The organism is Lelliottia amnigena, from assembly GCF_019047465.1.
Taxonomy (GTDB): Bacteria; Pseudomonadota; Gammaproteobacteria; order Enterobacterales; family Enterobacteriaceae; genus Enterobacter; species Enterobacter amnigenus.
Genome location: NZ_CP077236.1, coordinates 3,932,078 through 3,951,637 on the forward strand (window position 1 = coordinate 3,932,078; position 19,560 = coordinate 3,951,637).

General features: G+C 54.1%; 18 protein-coding genes. 16 read left to right on the forward strand and 2 right to left on the reverse strand.

Going from position 1 to position 19,560, the window contains the following annotated elements:
- Nucleotides 1-7: 7 nt before the first annotated feature.
- From sad to I6L74_RS18595, 10 genes are all read left to right on the forward strand, one after another.
- Complete coding sequence (gene sad, locus I6L74_RS18550; protein WP_059178879.1) at nt 8-1,396, forward strand: succinate-semialdehyde dehydrogenase; 1,389 nt, start codon at nt 8-10, stop codon at nt 1,394-1,396.
- 123 nt (nt 1,397-1,519) lie between these two features.
- Complete coding sequence (locus I6L74_RS18555; protein WP_059178880.1) at nt 1,520-3,109, forward strand: methyl-accepting chemotaxis protein; 1,590 nt, start codon at nt 1,520-1,522, stop codon at nt 3,107-3,109.
- Between the two features lie 63 nt (nt 3,110-3,172).
- Nucleotides 3,173-4,099: a glutaminase B gene (gene glsB / locus I6L74_RS18560; RefSeq protein ID WP_059178881.1), complete on the forward strand. Its 927-nt coding sequence runs from the start codon at nt 3,173-3,175 to the stop codon at nt 4,097-4,099.
- Entirely contained in the window at nt 4,099-4,461 is a 363-nt protein-coding gene (locus I6L74_RS18565; RefSeq protein WP_059178882.1) for a DUF4186 domain-containing protein, read from the forward strand. The genes glsB and I6L74_RS18565 overlap by 1 nt, the downstream gene beginning before the upstream one ends.
- A gap of 109 nt (nt 4,462-4,570) precedes the next feature.
- Complete coding sequence (locus tag I6L74_RS18570; RefSeq protein ID WP_059178883.1) at nt 4,571-6,019, forward strand: GGDEF domain-containing protein; 1,449 nt, start codon at nt 4,571-4,573, stop codon at nt 6,017-6,019.
- Nucleotides 6,020-6,199: 180 nt separating this feature from the next.
- Entirely contained in the window at nt 6,200-7,192 is a 993-nt protein-coding gene (locus I6L74_RS18575; protein WP_059179132.1) for a diguanylate cyclase, read from the forward strand.
- A 52-nt stretch (nt 7,193-7,244) separates the two neighbouring features.
- Entirely contained in the window at nt 7,245-8,210 is a 966-nt protein-coding gene (locus I6L74_RS18580) for a sensor domain-containing diguanylate cyclase (protein WP_059178884.1), read from the forward strand.
- Between the two features lie 83 nt (nt 8,211-8,293).
- Nucleotides 8,294-8,821, forward strand: coding sequence for a GNAT family N-acetyltransferase (locus I6L74_RS18585; RefSeq protein ID WP_059178885.1), 528 nt, complete (start codon nt 8,294-8,296; stop codon nt 8,819-8,821).
- 117 nt (nt 8,822-8,938) lie between these two features.
- Nucleotides 8,939-10,390 carry a tagaturonate reductase gene (locus I6L74_RS18590; RefSeq protein WP_059178886.1) on the forward strand — a complete coding sequence of 484 codons (1,452 nt, stop codon included), beginning with the start codon at nt 8,939-8,941 and terminating at the stop codon, nt 10,388-10,390.
- Nucleotides 10,391-10,592: 202 nt separating this feature from the next.
- Nucleotides 10,593-11,507 (forward strand): bestrophin family protein, encoded by a 915-nt coding sequence (locus I6L74_RS18595; protein WP_059178887.1) that lies wholly within the window; start codon nt 10,593-10,595, stop codon nt 11,505-11,507.
- 7 nt (nt 11,508-11,514) lie between these two features.
- On the opposite strand, the gene I6L74_RS18600 is transcribed toward I6L74_RS18595, so the two are convergent.
- The gene (locus I6L74_RS18600) at nt 11,515-12,063 is read right to left on the reverse strand and encodes a GNAT family N-acetyltransferase (RefSeq protein ID WP_059178888.1); all 549 of its coding nucleotides are present in this window, start codon (nt 12,061-12,063) and stop codon (nt 11,515-11,517) included.
- A 95-nt stretch (nt 12,064-12,158) separates the two neighbouring features.
- On the opposite strand from I6L74_RS18600, the gene I6L74_RS18605 reads away from it, so the two are divergent.
- Both I6L74_RS18605 and I6L74_RS18610 read left to right on the forward strand, forming a co-directional pair.
- On the forward strand, nt 12,159-12,629 hold the full coding sequence (locus I6L74_RS18605) for a GNAT family N-acetyltransferase (protein ID WP_059178889.1): 471 nt from the start codon (nt 12,159-12,161) through the stop codon (nt 12,627-12,629).
- A gap of 13 nt (nt 12,630-12,642) precedes the next feature.
- Nucleotides 12,643-13,083, forward strand: coding sequence for a GNAT family N-acetyltransferase (locus I6L74_RS18610; RefSeq protein WP_059178890.1), 441 nt, complete (start codon nt 12,643-12,645; stop codon nt 13,081-13,083).
- 56 nt (nt 13,084-13,139) lie between these two features.
- On the opposite strand, the gene tam is transcribed toward I6L74_RS18610, so the two are convergent.
- A complete protein-coding gene (tam, locus tag I6L74_RS18615) occupies nt 13,140-13,898 on the reverse strand; it encodes a trans-aconitate 2-methyltransferase (protein ID WP_059178891.1) in 759 nt (252 codons plus the stop codon).
- Between the two features lie 224 nt (nt 13,899-14,122).
- Here tam and cscK point away from each other — a divergent pair, with 224 nt between their 5' ends.
- The 4 genes from cscK to I6L74_RS18635 all read left to right on the forward strand — a co-directional run bounded on the left by cscK (nt 14,123) and on the right by I6L74_RS18635 (nt 19,554).
- The gene (gene cscK / locus I6L74_RS18620) at nt 14,123-15,019 is read left to right on the forward strand and encodes a fructokinase (protein WP_059178892.1); all 897 of its coding nucleotides are present in this window, start codon (nt 14,123-14,125) and stop codon (nt 15,017-15,019) included.
- A 170-nt stretch (nt 15,020-15,189) separates the two neighbouring features.
- Nucleotides 15,190-16,707 (forward strand): carbohydrate porin, encoded by a 1,518-nt coding sequence (locus I6L74_RS18625; RefSeq protein ID WP_059178893.1) that lies wholly within the window; start codon nt 15,190-15,192, stop codon nt 16,705-16,707.
- 67 nt (nt 16,708-16,774) lie between these two features.
- Nucleotides 16,775-18,145 (forward strand): sucrose-specific PTS transporter subunit IIBC, encoded by a 1,371-nt coding sequence (locus I6L74_RS18630; RefSeq protein ID WP_059178894.1) that lies wholly within the window; start codon nt 16,775-16,777, stop codon nt 18,143-18,145.
- On the forward strand, nt 18,145-19,554 hold the full coding sequence (locus tag I6L74_RS18635) for a sucrose-6-phosphate hydrolase (RefSeq protein ID WP_059178895.1): 1,410 nt from the start codon (nt 18,145-18,147) through the stop codon (nt 19,552-19,554). The genes I6L74_RS18630 and I6L74_RS18635 overlap by 1 nt, the downstream gene beginning before the upstream one ends.
- Nucleotides 19,555-19,560: the final 6 nt, after the last annotated feature.

Sequence of the window (19,560 nt, forward strand, 5' to 3'; positions counted from 1 at the left end):
GATCCTCATGACGTATTCATCTGCAACTCACGCCGTGTCTGTTAACCCGGCGAATGGTGAAACCCTGGCGGCATACCCGTGGGCGACGCAACACGACGTTGATCGGGCAATCGCACTCGCTGACGCAGGCTTTCGCCAGTGGCGCCAGGAAAGCGTGGCTCATCGCGCGCAAAAGCTGCGCGACCTTGGCGAAGCAATACGGGCGCGCGCTGAAGAGATGGCGCAAATGATGTCCCGCGAAATGGGCAAGCCGATTGTGCAGGCGCGGGCCGAAGTGACCAAAACCGCCGCGCTTTGCGACTGGTACGCCCAGCACGGTCCGGCGATGCTGAATGCTGAACCTACGCTTGTCGAAAATCAAAAAGCGGTCATTGCCTATCGACCGCTCGGCGCGATTCTGGCGGTGATGCCGTGGAATTTCCCGCTGTGGCAGGTGCTGCGCGGCGCGGTGCCTATTCTGCTGGCGGGTAACAGCTACCTGCTCAAGCATGCGCCCAATGTACTTGGATCGGCCGATCTGATCGGTCAGATTTTCATTGACGCCGGTTTCCCAAAAGGTGTGTTCGGTTGGGTCAATGCCACCAATGACGGCGTAAGCCTGGCGATTAACGACAAACGCATTGCTGCAGTTACCGTAACCGGTAGCGTGCGTGCAGGCGCGGCGATTGGCGCACAGGCTGCGGCGGCGTTGAAAAAATGCGTGCTGGAGCTAGGCGGTTCCGATCCGTTTATCGTACTGAATGATGCCGATTTGGATCTGGCGGTGAAAGCCGCGGTAACGGGGCGCTACCAGAATACCGGACAGGTTTGCGCAGCGGCCAAACGGTTTATCATTGAAGAGGGCATTGCCGCGCAGTTTACGGAACGCTTTGTTGCGGCGGCAGCGGCGCTGAAAATGGGTGCACCGGACATAGAAGATCACTATTTAGGACCGATGGCGCGTGCCGATCTGCGTGATGAATTGCACCAGCAAGTTCTGGCTACGCTTGATGAAGGGGCAACCCTGCTACTGGGTGGCGAGAAAATCGCAGGTGCAGGCAACTACTATGCCACGACGGTGCTGGGAAATGTCACGCCAGACATGACCGCATTCCGCCAGGAACTGTTTGGCCCGGTGGCGACCATCACCGTTGCAAAGGATGCTGAACATGCGCTGACGCTGGCAAATGACAGCGACTTTGGCCTGTCGGCGACGGTCTTTACCGCCGATGAGCAACGCGCTGCGTCATTTGCCCGTGATCTTGAGTGCGGCGGCGTGTTTATTAATGGCTTTAGCGCCAGCGATCCGCGCGTCGCGTTTGGCGGTGTGAAGAAAAGCGGTTTTGGCCGCGAACTGTCCCACTTCGGCCTGCATGAGTTCTGTAATATCCAGACAGTGTGGAAAGATCGCGTGTAACGCCTTTTCGTCACCGTCATAAAGGCCTTCATCATGAAGGCCTTTGTCATTTTTGTGTCATGGTTCTGTCATTTACGTTTCGTAGACTCGCACGCGTCTAACGTATTGTTACAGAAGAATATTATGAACCTAACGCAAATTTTCCGCCAGAGTACGAAGCGCAGGATACCGCGTCAGTTTGGTCTGCTGGCAGGCATCTTTTGTATTATCGGACTCTTTTCCGCACTGCAACTCTCCTCGTCGATACTGCTGACGGCCTCACTGCGCGACGCACAGCGTAATGAACAACAGAATCAGCTGACGCAACAGCAGCAGAGCAAACTGGATCTGGCGCGCGTTTCGCTATTAGCAGCAAGCGATCTGCTTAATCGCTCTGGTGTCTATTTCATGCAGGATAAAGAGACCGGCTCTGACGGGAGCTGGCACAGCCTGATGGATGAAGCCCAGAAAGCCCTTAGCGCCTCACAGCAGGCCTGGAATGCCTGGCTGGCGCTCAATCCGCCAAAAGACGAGGCGCTGGTTAACAGCTATCAACTCTTCTTTGGGGCCATCAACGAGCAGGCGGAAGGGCTGGTGAAAACCAACTCGATTGACAGTTTTTTTGCCGTGCCGGCTCAGGCCTTCCAGACCGATTTTAACGATAACTTCGCCCGCTATCAGCTCGCCAGCGAGGCGCGCGCAGGCGTGGGCCGACAGTCGTTAATGGACCGGTTATCAAACCTCCAGTCGCTGTTCCTGCTCGCCCCCGTGGTGTTGCTTATGATTGCGATCCTGGTGTGGTTTGGGATGTCGCGCTGGGTCATTACCCCGCTGCGTAAGCTTATTGCGCATATCGACAGGCTGGCCGCAGGCGATCTGTCGGGAATGCCTCCGGGCGTAAAATGCTTTAACCGTGAGATAGGGCAGCTTAACGCCAGTATCACCACCATGCAAAATGGCTTACAGCAGCTGGTGACGGAAGTCAGCGACGCAACGCTGTCGATGGTCGAGAATATTGGCTCGCTGGCCGACGGGAATCAGAAGCTGTATCAGCAGTCTGCGCGCCAGGCGCAAGAGCTTAATGACGTCACCGCGCACATCGCCGCGCTGGAAACGCACGTTGAGGGCAATTCCGGCTACGCGAAGCTGGCGAGCAGCCGCGCGAACGAAGCGCGACAGACGGCAGCGGGTGGGGATGTGATGATGTCTACGGTGAATGCGTCAATGCAGGCGATTGTCGAACGATCGTCGGAGATGCGTGGGATCGTCACCCTCATCGATAGCGTCGCGTTCCAGACCAACATCTTGGCACTTAATGCGGCGATCGAAGCCGCGCATGCGGGCAACGAAGGCCGTGGGTTTGCCGTGGTGGCGCGGGAAGTGGGACTGCTGGCAAGAAAGAGCAGCCATTCTACACAGACCATCCAGGCGCTGATCAATCACTCGTTGCACGGCATCGAAGAGGGGTCAAAGGCGGTGGTTAGACTCGAAAACAATCTGCAGCAGGTCACCGGGCTGGTCGCCAATTTAAGCAGTTTGCTGGAGGATATTTCGGCGGCGACGCTGAGTCAGGGGGAGAGCATCCATCAGATGACGCGTCAGCTTCAGGCGCTCAACCAGGTTTCTCGCCAGACCGACGCGCTGGTGACCACCGCGTCAGAATCCTCGCGTCGATTGCACGATGAATCTTATCTGCTGATGCAGGCCGTTTCGCGCTTTCGTCTTCCAGCCTGACGCGCTATATCCGCCTCTGATATACTCACAGGCCGATTTTGGCCTGTGGGCAAGGAGCAGACTGTGGCTGCGGTCATTGATAATGAGATGCTGGACGATATTCTGGCGCAAGTGCGTCCGTTACTGGGGCAGGGAAAGGTCGCCGATTATATTCCTGCGCTCGCCTCGGTGAGCGGAAACAAACTGGCGATTGCCATTTGTACCGTGGAAGGGCAGCTTTATCACGCCGGTGATGCCACCGAGCGCTTCTCCATTCAGTCCATCTCCAAAGTATTAAGCCTGGTCGCGGCGATGCGTCAGTACGAGGAAGATGAGATTTGGCAACGTGTCGGTAAGGATCCGTCTGGTCAGCCGTTTAACTCGTTACTGCAGCTGGAAATCGAACAGGGGAAACCCCGTAATCCGTTTATTAATGCCGGGGCGCTGGTGGTGTGCGATATGCTGCAAAGCCGTCTTAGCGCACCGCGCCAGCGCATGCTGGAAATTGTGCGCCAGCTGAGTGGCGTTTCCGATCTGAGCTACGACGCAAACGTTGCGCGCTCTGAATTTGAACATTCAGCGCGAAATGCTGCGATTGCCTGGCTGATGAAATCCTTCGGTAATTTTCATAACGATGTCGCGACGGTGCTGCAAAACTATTTCCACTACTGCGCGCTGAAAATGAGCTGCGTGGAGCTGGCGCGCACGTTTCTGTTCCTGGCCGATCGGGGCTATTCTTCGCATCATGCGCAGGCGGTAGTGACGCCAATGCAGGCGCGGCAGGTGAATGCGCTTATGGCGACCAGCGGGATGTATCAGAATGCCGGTGAATTTGCGTGGCGCGTCGGGCTGCCTGCAAAATCGGGCGTCGGCGGCGGGGTCGTCGCGATTGTGCCGCATGAGATGGCGATTGCCGTCTGGAGCCCGGAACTGGATGATACCGGGAATTCCCTCGCGGGCGTCGCGGTACTCGAAAAGCTGACCCAGCGCCTGGGACGCTCCGTTTACTGATGAATACGCTCGATCCGCTTTTCGCCCGTCTGGCGCGGTCGACGTTCCGCTCGCGCTTTCGGCTGGGCACCAAAGAGCGACAATATTGTTGGGACAAAGGCGCGGACATTATCGACCAGCATGCGGCGGATTTTATCGCTCGTCGGCTGGCTCCCGTACAGCCGGTTAACGATGGGAAACAGACCCCCATGCGCGGTCATCCGGTGTTTATTGCCCAGCACGCTACCGCAACGTGCTGTCGCGGCTGTCTGGAGAAGTGGCACCAGATTCCCCAAGGACAAGCGTTAGATGGCGATCAACAGGCTTATGTCGTGACCGTTATTCACCATTGGCTGGTCCTGCAAATGAACGCCAAACATTGAGGGCTTATCTTGCCGGGTTATGCATGTTACACATACATGCTAATCTTTGATTATTCCTGCTGATGACCGCTAAATGATTGCGTTAAGCGATTATATGGATTGATATTTAATGCCCTCTTCCTTGCTCTCATTTATGCCGTTCCGGCCCGACAACGTTCTGCGGAATTCACTCAGCATTTTCGCGCTCACCACGCTGTTTTATCTTATTGGTGCAGAACTGCGTCTCGTGGAAGCGCTCTCACTCTTCTGGCCGCTGAACGGCGTCATGGCAGGGGTGTTCGCCCGCTATGCGTATCTCAATCGACTGCGTTACTACGCGGTGTCCTATGTCGCTATGCTGATGTATGACGCGGTGACGACCAACTGGGGCATTGCCTCCGTGGTGATTAATCTCTCCAATATGGTCTTCATCGTCACGGTGGCTCAGCTGGTCACGCGGGACAAACAAATGGGACGCCAAACGCCTGAGCCTATCAATGCGCTGCGGCTGTTTAACTATTGTCTGATTGCTGCGTTGCTGTGTGCGCTGGTGGGGGCGATCGGCTCTGTTGGCATTGACAGTCAAACCTTCTGGCCGCTGTATGCCGACTGGTTTAGCGAGCAGTTTTCAACGGGTGTGCTCATTTTACCGTGCCTGCTGACGATCAAAGTGCCGGAGATGAATCGTTCGGTGCAGGTGGGGCATTTCTTGCCTGTGCTGGCGCTGGTGGTGTCGGTGATCGCCTCTGTGGCTATTGGCGGCGCGGGCAGTCTGGCATTTCCGTTGCCGGCGCTTATCTGGTGTGCCGTCCGGTATTCCCTCCCGGCGACCTGTCTGCTGACGTTCCTGACCGGGGGAATCGAAATTATCCTGGTGGCCAATTCCATTATCGATATTGCCGTCGCCACGCCGCTGTCTACGCCGATGATGTTCTCTGCGCGCCTTGGCATTGCCACAATGGCCATTTGTCCCATCATGGTTTCCGTGAGCGTGGCGGCGATCAATTCGCTTATTTATCAGGTTTCTCTGCGAGCCGATTACGATTTTCTCACGCGTGTGTATTCGCGTTCAGGCTTGTATGAGGCGCTGAAGCATGAAGAGTCTCATCGGCATCCCCGTTTTTTAACGGTCATGCTTCTGGATATTGATTACTTCAAAAGCATCAACGACAACTATGGTCATGAATGTGGCGATAGCGTGCTGGCCGCATTTGCTGGGAAAGTGCAGCAGGTCGTGGGCGAAGACGGGATCGTTGCGCGAATGGGGGGCGAAGAATTTGTGGTCGTGGTGAATTCGGGCGATGTACGTCAGGGCGTCGAGCTTGCTGAACGAATTAGAGAAACTATTGCATCACACCCGTTTAGCTGGCGTCAGCAAACGCTTTTTTTGACAGTCAGTATTGGCCTCGGCAGTGCAAAAGCTGAATCCTGGCAGCTGACGGATGTGTTTAACACGCTTTTGGCCGAAGCCGACGATTATCTCTATCGTTCGAAAAAAGCAGGGCGAAATCGTACCAGTGCGCGTCAACCGAACGATCGGCCAGCGGTAGGCGAGGGAAAAAATCCCGAACGCGTGTAACCGTCACCATCCCAGGCAGAATGCGGCACAGATGTTATCAATATGCGGATATAATTGTTGCCAGGTATTTTTAAGCTCAATAAGATACCCGAGATTTCACATCGGAAAAAACGCAGCATGAACGGAATGGACAAACTGAGTAAACAGCATCGCTTACCAGGGAACCGGTTTGTCAAACGTATGTTTTTGATGCGTATCCTTGGCACATTTCTCTGTTTTATTCCTATTCTTACCGTTTTGATTGAACAGCAACGTTCAGAATGGCTAATGCTTTTACTCGCACTGAATGCCTTTGTCTGGCCAACCGTGGCGTGGCAACACGCCAGCCGATCTTCAACGCCGCTGGTGACCGAGCATCACAATCTGGTTGTGGACGCCGCGGCGGGCGGGTTCTGGATAGCGATGATGGCGGTGAATCCGCTGCCCTCGGTGGTGATTGCCACCATCCTGTTGGCGGATCGGCTCTCCGCCGGCGGTTTTGTCCTGATGAGAAAAGCCGCTGTTGCGATGCTGGTGGTGTTTCTCGCGGCCTGGCTGACGCAAGGCATGCACATCGATATCTTCGTTTCTCAGCAAACCATGTTTGCGACGCTGCCGTTAATTGCCATCTATATTATTGCCCTGAGCGTGCTGACCGACAGCATTGCTATCCGCTTGCGCGTGAAATCTCGCGAGCTTGAACGGATCGCGATGATGGATCCGTTGCTGGACATTGCTAACCGACGCCTACTGGAAAAACGCATCGAAAAAGAGCTTAAAAAGCTCCAGCATGACAGTCGCGAATCGGCGCTGATGTTTATCGATATCGATAATTTTAAAGAGGTGAACGATCGTTTTGGCCATAAAGTTGGGGATACGATGCTGGCGACGGTGTCAGAGATTCTGCATCTGGCTACCCGACAGACGGATACCCCGGCGCGGCTGGGCGGGGATGAATTTGTCATCCTGCTGCCGAACACCTCAATTGAAGAGGCACATGTGGTGGCGTCGCGAATTATGGAGGCCGCCGCGGTCATGGACGACGTGGCGGAAGAAGCGATAAATTGTACGTTAAGTATCGGTATTGCGGGGGCAACTCGTGATATGGAAAATGTCACCGATTGGCTACAGGCCGCTGATACCGCACTTTATCAGGCCAAACGCGGCGGTAAAAATCGAATTTACGCGCACTGACAAGTCGCTTGTTTAGGCTAAGCTATTAAAAAGCTGAGTGTCAGGAGACATTATGAAAGCGCCTGCAATTCCTGCCAATGAATCTGAACGTCTGCTCGCCCTGCGCGAATCCGGGCTTCTGGAATCGAATCATCTTCAGCCCTATGACCGGATCAGTCGTCTGGCGAAACGCCTGTTTAATGTGCCCGTGGCGACGGTTAATTTGATGGATGAGCGCGTGCAAGTCGCCATGTCGACAGAAGGTGCTAAGACATCCGGGCTGCCGCGAAACCTCTCTTTTTGCGGGCACACCATTCTGGATAACGCTCCGCTGGTGGTCCCTGATACGCATCACGACGCCCGTTTCCGCGATAATCCGCTGGTCACGGGGACGCCGGGTGTGCGCTTTTATGCAGGGGTACCGCTCTCTTTGCCGAACGGGGCAATTGTCGGAACGTTATGCCTGATGGATTATGTTCCCCGTGAAATGAGCCCTTCAGATCTGACGGCGCTTAACGATCTCGCCGCGCTGGTAGAAGATGAATTTGCCGCAGCCTGTGCGGCAACGACCGATGAATTGACGGGATTGTTTAACCGCCGTGGATTTAACCAGTTTGCGGCATTCGCGCTTTCCGGTGCCAGACGACGCGCGGAACCGTTAACGCTCGCCTGGATGGATTTGGACCGCTTCAGGCAGATTAACGAACGTTACGGGCACGCCGAGGGTGATGTTGCACTAAAAGCGATGACGGAACTGATGCGTGGCGCATTCCGTGAGGCTGACCTGCTGGTGCGTTACGGCGGCGATGAATTCGCGGTGCTGTTTGCGGACACCGATGAGCAGGGGGCGTGGATAGCAATGCAATATTTAAACGAACAGGTGGCGAAGTACAATCAGCGCGGCCTGCACCCCTGGAGCCTGACATTCTCCTGGGGCGTGTGTGAGTTTGACCATCAGCAAAACGATCTTCAGCGCTGGCTGCAAACTGCCGATGAAAAAATTTCCGCCATGAAGCAGCAGTACGCTGTCGGTCCTTAACATCACAAAGACCTATGGCGGGTCAACTTGCGATAAATCATTATTAATAGCAATGTGTTGGGGTCACTTTACAAGGAAATCCTATGACCCCGTCAATGTCCGTTCATTCGCTCTCTCGGGATGAAATCCTCTCCAATATTGATGCCCTGGCCGATATTCTCGCCAACTGCGTAAACGGCGGGGCATCAGTCAGTTTCATGGCGCCTTTTTCTCATCAAGATGCGTGCGCATTCTGGCGCGGCGTCGCCGAAAGCGTCGAACGCCAGGAGCGTACCGTGATGGTGTGTCGCGACCCGCACGGCGAGCTTTTAGGCACTGTACAACTCCTGACCGATCAACCCGAAAATCAGCCGCATCGCGCCGATGTCGCCAAACTGTTGGTCCATGAAAAAGCGCGCCGCCGTGGTGTGGCCATGGCATTAATGGAAGCGCTTGAAGCTGCCGCCAGAGAGCAAGGCAAAACCGTTCTGGTGCTGGATACCGCAAGCGGTAGCGGGGCAGAAAGCTTCTATGTGCGTGGTGGTTGGATCAGAGTGGGCGAAATCCCGGATTACGCGCTGATGCCAGACGGCGAAATGACGGCGACGACCGTGTTCTATAAGTTTTTATAATTTATTTCACAATTGCTGCATGAATTGATCAAAACAGGGTTTCATGGTCGAAAAGTTTGATAAGTTATTGGACCAATCTTGTCGGGCTGTATGACTACTTAAAAAAGGAACCCTATTGTGAACACACTCAACCGTCGCGATTTCCCCGGTGCGCTCTATCCTGAACGTATCATTCAGTTTGGTGAAGGTAACTTTCTGCGTGCGTTCATCGACTGGCAGATCGATCTGTTAAACGAACATACGGATCTGAATTCGGGCGTGGTGATTGTCCGCCCAATCCAGAGCGATTTTCCGCCTTCACTGAGCACCCAGGACGGTTTGTACACCACAATCATTCGTGGTCTGAATGAGCAGGGCGAAGCGGTGAGCGATGCGCGTCTTATCCGCTCCGTTAACCGCGAAATCAGTGTTTACAGCCAGTACGACGAATTCCTTAAGCTTGCGCACAATCCTGACATGCGCTTTGTTTTCTCCAACACCACGGAAGCGGGCATCAGCTACCACGCCGAAGACAAATTTGACGATGCGCCTGCCGTCAGTTATCCCGCCAAACTCACCCGTTTGCTGTTCGAGCGCTTCAGCCATTTCAACGGTGCGGCTGATAAAGGTTGGGTCATCATTCCTTGCGAACTGATTGATTATAACGGCGATGCCCTGCGTGAACTGGTGCTTCGTTATGCGCAAGAGTGGGCCTTGCCTGCAGAATTTACGCAATGGTTGAATGATGCTAACGCCTTCTGCTCAACGCTGGTTGACCGTATTGTAACGGGTTATCCGCGTGACGAAGTTGCCGCACTTGAAACAGAGCTGGGCTATCACGACAGCTTCCTGGATACCGCTGAGCACTTCTATCTGTTTGTCATCCAGGGACCGAAATCCCTCGCCAGCGAATTGCGTCTGGACAAACTTTCGCTGAATGTGCTGATTGTCGACGACATCAAGCCGTATAAAGAACGTAAAGTCGCGATCCTGAACGGGGCGCATACCGCGCTGGTTCCCGTTGCTTTCCAGGCTGGTCTGGACACCGTCGGCGAAGCCATGAACGACGCAGAGGTTTGTGCGTTTGTTGAAAAAGCCATTTATCAGGAAATTATTCCGGTACTCGATTTGCCGAAAGATGAGCTGGAATCCTTCGCCAGTGCGGTGACAGGGCGTTTCCGTAACCCGTACATTAAGCATCAGCTGTTGTCGATTGCGTTGAACGGCATGACAAAATACCGTACCCGCATCTTGCCTCAACTGCTGGCAGGGCAGAAAGCAACCGGCAAATTACCGGCTCGCCTGACGTTTGCCCTTGCCGCGCTGATTGCGTTCTATCGCGGGGAGCGCAACGGGGAACGTTATCCGGTACAAGATGACCAGCACTGGCTTGATCGCTATCAGCAGCTGTGGACCCAGCATCATGACAAACAGATCAGCACCAGCGAACTGGTGAAAACCGTTCTGAGCGTGAGCGAGCATTGGGAACAAGACCTGACGAAAGTCAGCGGATTGGTAGAACAAGTTACGCTCGACCTTGATGCGATTTTGCTTCAGGGAATGCGCACCGCGGTGAAACAGCTCTGCTAATCATTGCCCCGGCTGCGGCCGGGTTTTTTAAAACAGTGCATTAGTTACAACATACTATTTACCGGGCTTTTTAAAAACACACTTCAGCATCGTGCCACTCTTTGTCTGATAGGGTAGAAATGCAATATCCTGGTAACAAGCTTGCAACGGTGACGGCGATCACGTTTAATAGTCACGCTCTTTATTTTGCCTGAAGCTGACTATGATTGTTCGTCCTCAACAGCACTGGCTGCGCCTGATTTTTGTCTGGCACGGTTCCGTCCTGTCTAAAATTTTTACCCGGCTGTTTCTCAACTTTTTGTTATCAATTGCCGTCGTTTTGGCGCTGCCCTGGTACTCGTCGCTGGGTTTCAAGCTGACCGTTGCGCCATTCAGTATTCTTGGCGTGGCGATCGCTATTTTCCTCGGTTTTCGCAATAACGCCTGTTATTCGCGCTACGTTGAAGCTCGCCAGCTGTGGGGGCAGTTGATGATAGCGTCACGCTCGTTGTTTCGCGAGGTGAAAAACACCTTACCGGACGATCCGCATCTGGGTGAGTTTGTGCGCCTGCAAATTGCTTTCGCCCATTGTTTACGCATGACGTTGCGCCGACAGCCGCAGGCCGAAAGGCTGGCACGCTATCTCAGTGCAGACCACCTGCGGGCGGCGATGGATTCTCAATCTCCGGCTAACCGTATCCTGCTCATCATGGGCGAGTGGCTGGCCATTCGCCGCAGAGAAGGGCAGCTGTCGGATATTCTTTTCCACAGTTTGAATAATCGCCTGAATGATATGTCGGTCGTGCTGGCGGGTTGCGAGCGTATCGCCAATACGCCCGTCCCGTTTGCGTACACGTTGATTTTGCATCGCACCGTCTATTTGTTCTGCATCATGCTGCCGTTTGCGCTGGTTGGCGATCTGCATTACATGACGCCGTTCATCTCCGTTCTGGTCTCTTATACCTTCATTGCACTCGATGCGCTGGCAGAAGAGCTGGAAGAGCCGTTTGGTATTGAAAACAATGATTTGCCGCTCGATGCAATCTGCAATGCGATGGAAATCGATCTGCTGCAAATGAACGATGAGCCAGAAATCCCCGCACGACTGTTACCCGACAGACGCTATCAGCTGACGTGATGAACCCTCAGGAACGCTTCAGGGCGTTCCACTCTTCGCGTGAAATTTCCCAAAGCTCGGAATCCAGTTCGCCGCAGACGTAGGCTTTCTTTTCGGTTTTCACCAGACGCATGCCGCTGCTGACGGAAATCCGCTGTGAACGGTCGTTGATAGCGGCTTTCGGCGCGCGAAGAAGAGGTCTGTTTAGCGTGTTAAACCAATAATCTGTGGCGGCAATGCTGGCTTCTCGCATCAATCCCTGACCCTGCCATTCCGGCGCAAGCCAGAATCCACGATTGTTATCTTCCTCGTCGTACAGGCAGATTAGTCCTATCAATTGGTCGGGATCGTCATGCCGGCGAATCGTCCAAAACCAGGCGATACCTTTTTCGATATCCGGCAGCGCAACGTTATTGACGTAATATTCTGCCCCATTTTCCGGGTAGGGCCAGGGCACGCTGGCGACCATATAACGAACAATCTCCCAGCGCGGATAACGCTTCTGAATTTGCTCCGCATCCGTTTTTTCTAACGGCTTCAGTAACAGACGTTCCGTGGTGAGCGTTGGCGTGGCCATGTCAGGATCTCCCGTTTTAGTCGTTATGTTTTTGTTTGCCTTCTGCTATTTTCATGAGTATCACATTCTAAAAAGCCTGAACAGCAGAGGAATAAATGACCTTAAGACGTGCAGTACCTGAGGAAGCAGAAAAACTCTGGCAAATTCGCAATCTGGCGATTCGCGCAGGCTGCCAGAGCAGTTATGACGCCGAGGTTATCGATCGCTGGACGCCCGATCTCATGCCGGAGAGCTATCGTCAGGTCGTTATCGACAATCCCTTTTTCGTCGCCGTTGATGAAAACGGCGAACCGATCGCCACAGGCTATCTCGATCTGGCGATGAACAGCGTGGAGGCCGTGTTTACTGCGCCGAACGCGACGGGTAAAGGACTGGCCGGGGCGATTATCGCGGCCATAAAAGCGGAGGCGCGCCAACGGGGAATAACGCGGATCACGCTCTCATCCACGCCCAATGCGCACGCATTTTATCTGAAGCAAGGGTTTAGCACGCTCGGCGAGAACCTGTATGTTTCAAAACTTGCAGGAGCCGAACTACGCTGTGTCGATATGGCAATCGACGTCTGAAAAGAGGTTATCAATGACCATAAAGGTGAGAGAGTTACGTCCGGAAGATTATGCGCAATGGCGATTGCTCTGGGATGGATATGTCAGTTTCTATAATCATCACCTGGATGAATCGGTCACGAAATTCACCTGGGAAAGGGCGCTTAACCCTGATTCAGCTCTTTTATGCCGGGTAGCCGAAACAGAGGGGAAAGCGATCGGTTTTGCCCTCTGCGTGCTGCATGAAGGGACATGGACCACGGCACCCATTTGCTATCTGGAGGATCTGTATGTCGATGCCGACGCCAGAGGCATGGGCGCGGGTAAAGCCCTGCTTGATGCGCTCCAGTCCGAAGGAAAACGAGAGGGATGGTCGATGCTTTACTGGATGACGCGGCAGGAAAACCCCGCGCGGCGGCTCTATGACCGTTATGCCGGGGTGGATGATTTTGTACGTTACCGTGTGCCGCTTTGAGCATTAACGTCACACTGACTGCCATATTGCCGACAGTGTGATGAAAAGTTTTTTGTCTAAGGCTCTCGTCTGGCAACGAAAAACAGTCGCGGAAAGGCCAGTAATATCTGTCCATTTTCCTGAATTGGATACTGCTGAACCAGCAGTTCATGATACCGCTCCAGAAACTTCAGCTGTTCATTTTCGCTTAACTCCTGCATCCACGGACGTAAACCCGTCGCACTGACCCAGTCAATAATGGCCTGGTGGGAGCTCATTTTGTGGTAGTACGTGGTTCGCCAGATGTCCACATCGCAACCGGCTTCCGTCAAAATATCATAATAAGCATGAATACCCGGCAGCGGCTCGCGGGCACGATTTGGATAGCCCTGTTCGTAAGCGACTTCTCGCATCAGAACATGGCTCGGTTCGTCGGTGTTATCGGGCATTTGCACCGCCAGAACGCCATTGAGTTTGAGCAGGGAAATGAGGTGCGGGAGCAACACGTAATGATCCGGAATCCACTGCAGGGAAGCGTTAGCGTAAATAAGGTCGACAGCGTGTTCTGGCTTAAACTGCCGGACGTCAGCCTCAATGAAGCGACATTCAGGCACCGCAACGCGCGCCTGTTCCAGCATCGCAGGCGAATTATCGACACCCATAATCCGGGCCAACGGCCAGCGTTGATGTAAAAGGGCGGTGCTGTTGCCGGGGCCGCAGCCTAAGTCGAGCACATCTGACACATCGTCTAGCGCAATGCGTGCGAGTAATTCCGCAGCCGGACGCGTTCGTTCCGCGCCATATTGCAGATATAAAGAGGGATTCCAGTCAGCCATGCGCACATCTCCTGGTTGCGTGTACAAAAAGTGTAGATGATCCGCTATTTTTGGTCTGTTTCGACGCTCAACTCAACCCTATCATCGGCGCAACAATTCTTCTTATGATTGTGGCAGCAAATGCTTTTCTGATTCTCATCATTTTCTCACCACTATTTCCCGTTTTCAGATGTTGTGCTTAAATAGCTAAACCGGTTTAACAAATTTAGCTAAAGGTGAGCATTATGAAGAAAATATGGGTCCTGGGCGATGCGGTTGTCGATTTGTTGCCCGCTGGCGAAGGACGATTGCTGCAATGTCCAGGCGGAGCGCCCGCCAACGTGGCGGTTGGCGTTGCGCGTTTAGGTGGAGAGAGCGGCTTTATTGGCCGAGTGGGCGACGACCCGTTTGGGCGCTTTATGCGACAAACGCTGATCGCCGAAAACGTGAACGTGGATTCTCTGTCTTTGGATGCGCAGCACCGTACTTCAACAGTCGTGGTTGAATTGCAACCCGACGGCGAGCGCTCGTTCACCTTTATGGTTCGCCCGAGTGCCGACCTGTTTTTGTCACCCCAGGATTTACCTGCTTTCCATCAGGGGGAGTGGCTGCACGCCTGTTCCATTGCACTCAGCGCCGAACCCAGTCGCACCACCACTTTTCAGGCGATGGATGCCGTTAAGGAGGCGGGAGGACTCGTCAGTTTCGATCCCAATATCCGAGCCGATCTCTGGCAGGACGCCCACGTTTTACGAGAGTGCCTTGATCAGGCGTTACGCAAAGCTGACATGGTTAAGCTGTCGCGAGAAGAGTTAACGTTTCTCACCGGGCAGCTCGCGGTCGATGAGGGCCTGAGGTTATTAGTGGATCACTATGCGGTGCCAATGGTACTGGTCACCTTGGGTAAAGAGGGCGTTGTCGCCTGGCACAACGGCCACCTCACGACTTACAACGCGCCAGTGGTCAACAGCGTGGATACCACCGGTGCGGGCGATGCCTTTGTCGCCGGGATGCTGTATGGCCTGGCGAGCGGAATATCCGATTTCCCGACCATCATTGCGCTGGCACAGCGCTGCGGTGCGCTTGCCACGACGGCCAAAGGCGCGATGACCGCGTTACCGTACCGACGCGATCTGGATTAAAAGCGTATTCCGCCTCTGCCTCTCGCACTGAATTGTCGCCCTGGTCACATTTACTAAAACGGTTTAGCAAAAAAAGTTGCCGAAGCAAAATTGAGCGGTTTAGTATCTCCAGACTAAACCGGTTTAGCAATTTAGCAACTTTTAATAACCTCTTTTAGGGATGCGACAAAATGTATAAAAAACGCAGACTTGCCGTGATGATTGGCATGCTGGCCGGAAGCGCCTCTGTCTATGCTCAGACGGACATGAACAGTATTGAACAGCGTCTTGCCGCGCTTGAACAACGGCTTCAGGAGGCCGAAGGACGCGCAACGGCGGCGGAAAAACGCGCTGCCGTTGCAGAACAAAAAACGCAACAACTCGTGGCTGTTCAACAGCAAACGCAAACCAGCACTCAGGATGTTGCGCAGCGCACCGCTGCGTTAGAGAAAAAATCAGACCTAACCAGTGGATTTGAATTTCACGGTTACGCTCGCTCAGGCTTGCTGATGAACGACGCGGCATCCAGCAGTAAAAGCGGTCCATATCTGACTCCCGCCGGTGAAACGGGCGGAGCAGTAGGACGTCTGGGTAACGAGGCGGACACCTACGTCGAGCTGAATGTCGAACACAAGCAGACGCTAGAAAGCGGGGCGACAACGCGCTTTAAGGCGATGCTCGCGGATGGTCAAAAAACTTATAACGACTGGTCAGCCGACTCCAGCGATTTGAATATTCGTCAGGCGTTTGCTGAGCTGGGCAGCTTGCCGGATTTCAGCGGGCCGCTGAAGAGCAGTACCTTCTGGGCTGGTAAGCGTTTTGACCGCGATAACTTTGATATCCACTGGCTCGATTCCGACGTGGTGTTCCTCGCCGGGACCGGCGGCGGGGTCTATGACGTCAAATGGGATGACAATTTCCGCAGCAATTTCGCCATTTACGGGCGTAACTTTGGCAGCGAAGAAGAGATCGACAACAACGTTCAAAACTACATTCTGAGCATGAATCACTTTGTGGGTCCGCTGCAGGTGATGGTGAGCGGGATGCGCGCCAAGGACAACGACGACCGTCAGGATGCCAACGGCGACCCGATCAAAACCGATGCCGCGAATAAAGGGGTTCATGCGTTGGTCGGGTTGCATAACGACAGCTTCTACGGCCTGCGTGAAGGGTCTGCCAAAACGGCAGTGCTGTACGGTCACGGCCTGGGCGCCGAAGTGAAAAGTATCGGTTCGGACGGGGCTTTGCTGTCTGAAGCGGATACCTGGCGCTTTGCAAGTTACGGTGTCACGCCTCTCGGCGGCGGTTGGCATATCGCGCCAGCGCTGCTTGCGCAGAGCAGTAAAGATCGTTACGTCAAAGGCGACAGTTACGAATGGGTCACGCTCAACACGCGGCTTATCAAGGAAGTGACGCAGAACTTCGCACTCGCCTTTGAGGGCAGCTATCAATACATGGATTTGAATCCGGAAGGCTACAAGGACCGCAATGCGGTGAACGGGAGCTTCTACAAACTGACCTTCGCGCCGACGTTAAAAGCGGGCAAGATCGGCGATTTCTTCAGCCGTCCTGAATTACGGTTGTACGCAACCTGGATGGACTGGAGCAGCAAACTGGATAACTACGCCAGCGATGACGCCTTTGGCAGCAGCGGTTTCAACGCAGGTGGGGAATGGAACTTTGGGGTACAGATGGAAACCTGGTTTTAACCCTTCACGCTCCCGCCTGGCGGGGGCGTCACTTACATCATAAAAATACGTTCAGTTAGAGGTGTCTATGGATTTCGATAATATTGCCCGCGCGCTGATTCCGCTGCTCGGCGGAAAAGAGAACATTGCCAGCGCGGCGCACTGTGCCACGCGTTTACGGCTGGTACTGGTTGATGATGCGCTGGCCGACCAGCAGGCGATCGGCAAAGTTGAAGGGGTCAAAGGGTGTTTTCGCAACGCGGGGCAAATGCAGATTATTTTCGGCACCGGCGTGGTCAATAAAGTCTACGCGGCTTTCATTCAGGCCGCGGGCATAGGCGAATCCACAAAGTCTGAAGCCGCCGATATCGCGGCGCGTAAGCTGAATCCGTTCCAGCGTATCGCACGTCTGCTGTCGAATATTTTCGTGCCGATCATTCCTGCTATCGTCGCATCGGGTCTGTTGATGGGCTTGCTGGGGATGGTAAAAACCTACGGTTGGGTGAATGCCGATAACGCGATCTACATCATGCTGGACATGTGCAGTTCGGCGGCGTTTATCATTTTACCGATCCTGATTGGTTTTACCGCCGCCCGTGAATTTGGCGGTAACCCGTATTTGGGCGCGACCCTCGGCGGTATTCTGACGCATCCGGCGTTGACCAACGCCTGGGGTGTGGCGTCGGGTTTCCATACCATGGACTTTTTTGGCCTCGAGATTGCCATGATCGGTTATCAGGGCACGGTATTCCCGGTGCTGTTAGCCGTGTGGTTTATGAGCCATGTCGAAAAACAGCTGCGCCGCGTGATCCCGGACGCACTGGATTTAATCCTCACGCCATTTTTCACCGTCATTATTTCCGGCTTTATTGCATTGCTGATTATTGGTCCGGCGGGGCGCGCACTGGGTGACGGTATCTCGTTCGTACTGAGCACGCTGATTGAACATGCCGGTTGGCTGGCAGGGCTGTTATTTGGTGGTCTGTACTCGGTGATTGTCATCACCGGCATCCACCACAGTTTCCACGCTATCGAAGCGGGATTGCTTGGCAATCCGTCGATTGGCGTTAATTTCCTGCTGCCAATTTGGGCGATGGCGAACGTGGCGCAAGGCGGGGCGTGTCTGGCGGTGTGGTTTAAAACCAAGGACGCGAAGATCAAAGCGATTACCTTACCGTCCGCATTTTCCGCCATGCTGGGGATCACCGAGGCAGCTATCTTCGGGATTAACCTTCGCTTTGTGAAGCCGTTTATTGCAGCATTAATTGGTGGTGCAGCGGGCGGTGCGTGGGTGGTTTCGGTACATGTTTATATGACGGCCGTAGGCCTGACGGCTATTCCAGGCATGGCGATTGTGCAGGCGAACTCGCTGCTGAACTATATCATCGGTATGGTCATTGCCTTTGGCGTCGCCTTTGCGCTGTCTTTACTGCTGAAATACAAAACGGACTCTGAATAATGACGACTCCTTCTCGCTGGCCTGCGGTACTGCAGGCCGTCATGAAAGGCCAACCGCAGGCGTTAACTGACGATCATTATCCTCACTGGCATCTCGCGCCGGTAACGGGATTGATGAACGACCCCAACGGTTTTATCTGGTTTGCCGGACGTTACCATCTGTTCTATCAGTGGAACCCGCTGGGCTGCGATCATCGTTATAAATGCTGGGGTCACTGGAGTTCTGCTGATTTAGTGCAATGGCAGCATGAACCGATGGCGCTGATGCCGGATGAAGAATACGACCGTAACGGCTGCTACTCCGGTAGCGCCGTGGATAATCAGGGCGTTTTGACGTTGTGCTACACCGGCAACGTCAAATTTGATGACGGCAGTCGTACCGCATGGCAATGCCTGGCAGTGCAAAATGAAGCCGGTAGTTTCGATAAACTGGGTCCAGTTTTGCCGCTGCCGGAAGGCTATACCGGCCATGTGCGCGACCCAAAAGTATGGCAGCACGAGGGCAAATGGTACATGGTGCTGGGCGCGCAGGATGTACAAAAGCGCGGCAAAGTTCTGCTGTATCAGTCTGCTGATTTGCACAGCTGGCAGCCCTGCGGCGAAATCGCAGGCCACGGGGTGAACGGCCTGGCTGATGCCGGTTATATGTGGGAGTGCCCGGACTTATTCGAGTTGGACGGTACCCACGTATTGATCTGCTGCCCGCAGGGACTGGCGCGCGAGCCGCATCGCTATCGCAATACCTATCCCTCCACCTGGATGAGCGGTGATTTTCACTATGACGATGCAAAGTTTGGCCATGGCGCGCTGCACGAACTGGATGCCGGGTTTGAATTTTATGCACCGCAAACGACATTAGCGGCAGATGGCCGTCGGATCCTGATTGGCTGGATGGGCGTCCCGGATGGTGAAGAGATGCTACAGCCAACCCTCGAACACGGCTGGGTCCATCAGATGACGTGTCCGCGCGAGCTGCATTTCCGCGATGGGAAGCTGTGGCAAACACCGATTCGGGAACTGCAACAGCTGCGCGAGGAAGAACAAAACTGGCAGGGAAGCGCAGACGCAGCACCCGCGCTGGACGCCGGACGTCTTGAGTTCGAGCTTAAAACGGACGCACCGGTAAAAGTGAATTTCGCCAACACGCTGTGGCTCACCCTGGACGAAAAGGGGATTAGGCTGGAACGAAAAAGCCTTCAACATGATGAAATATTGACACGTTACTGGGATGGAAAGGTCACCTCTCTGCGCGTTTTATGCGACAGCTCCAGCGTCGAAATTTTCATTAACGAAGGCGAGGGCGTCATGAGCAGCCGCTATTTCCCGGGAAATCCGGCGCAAGTACGCTTCGAAGGTGCGTCTGCCATCACATTACGCTACTGGTCGCTTCGCGCTAGCATGATAGAATAAGGGTTT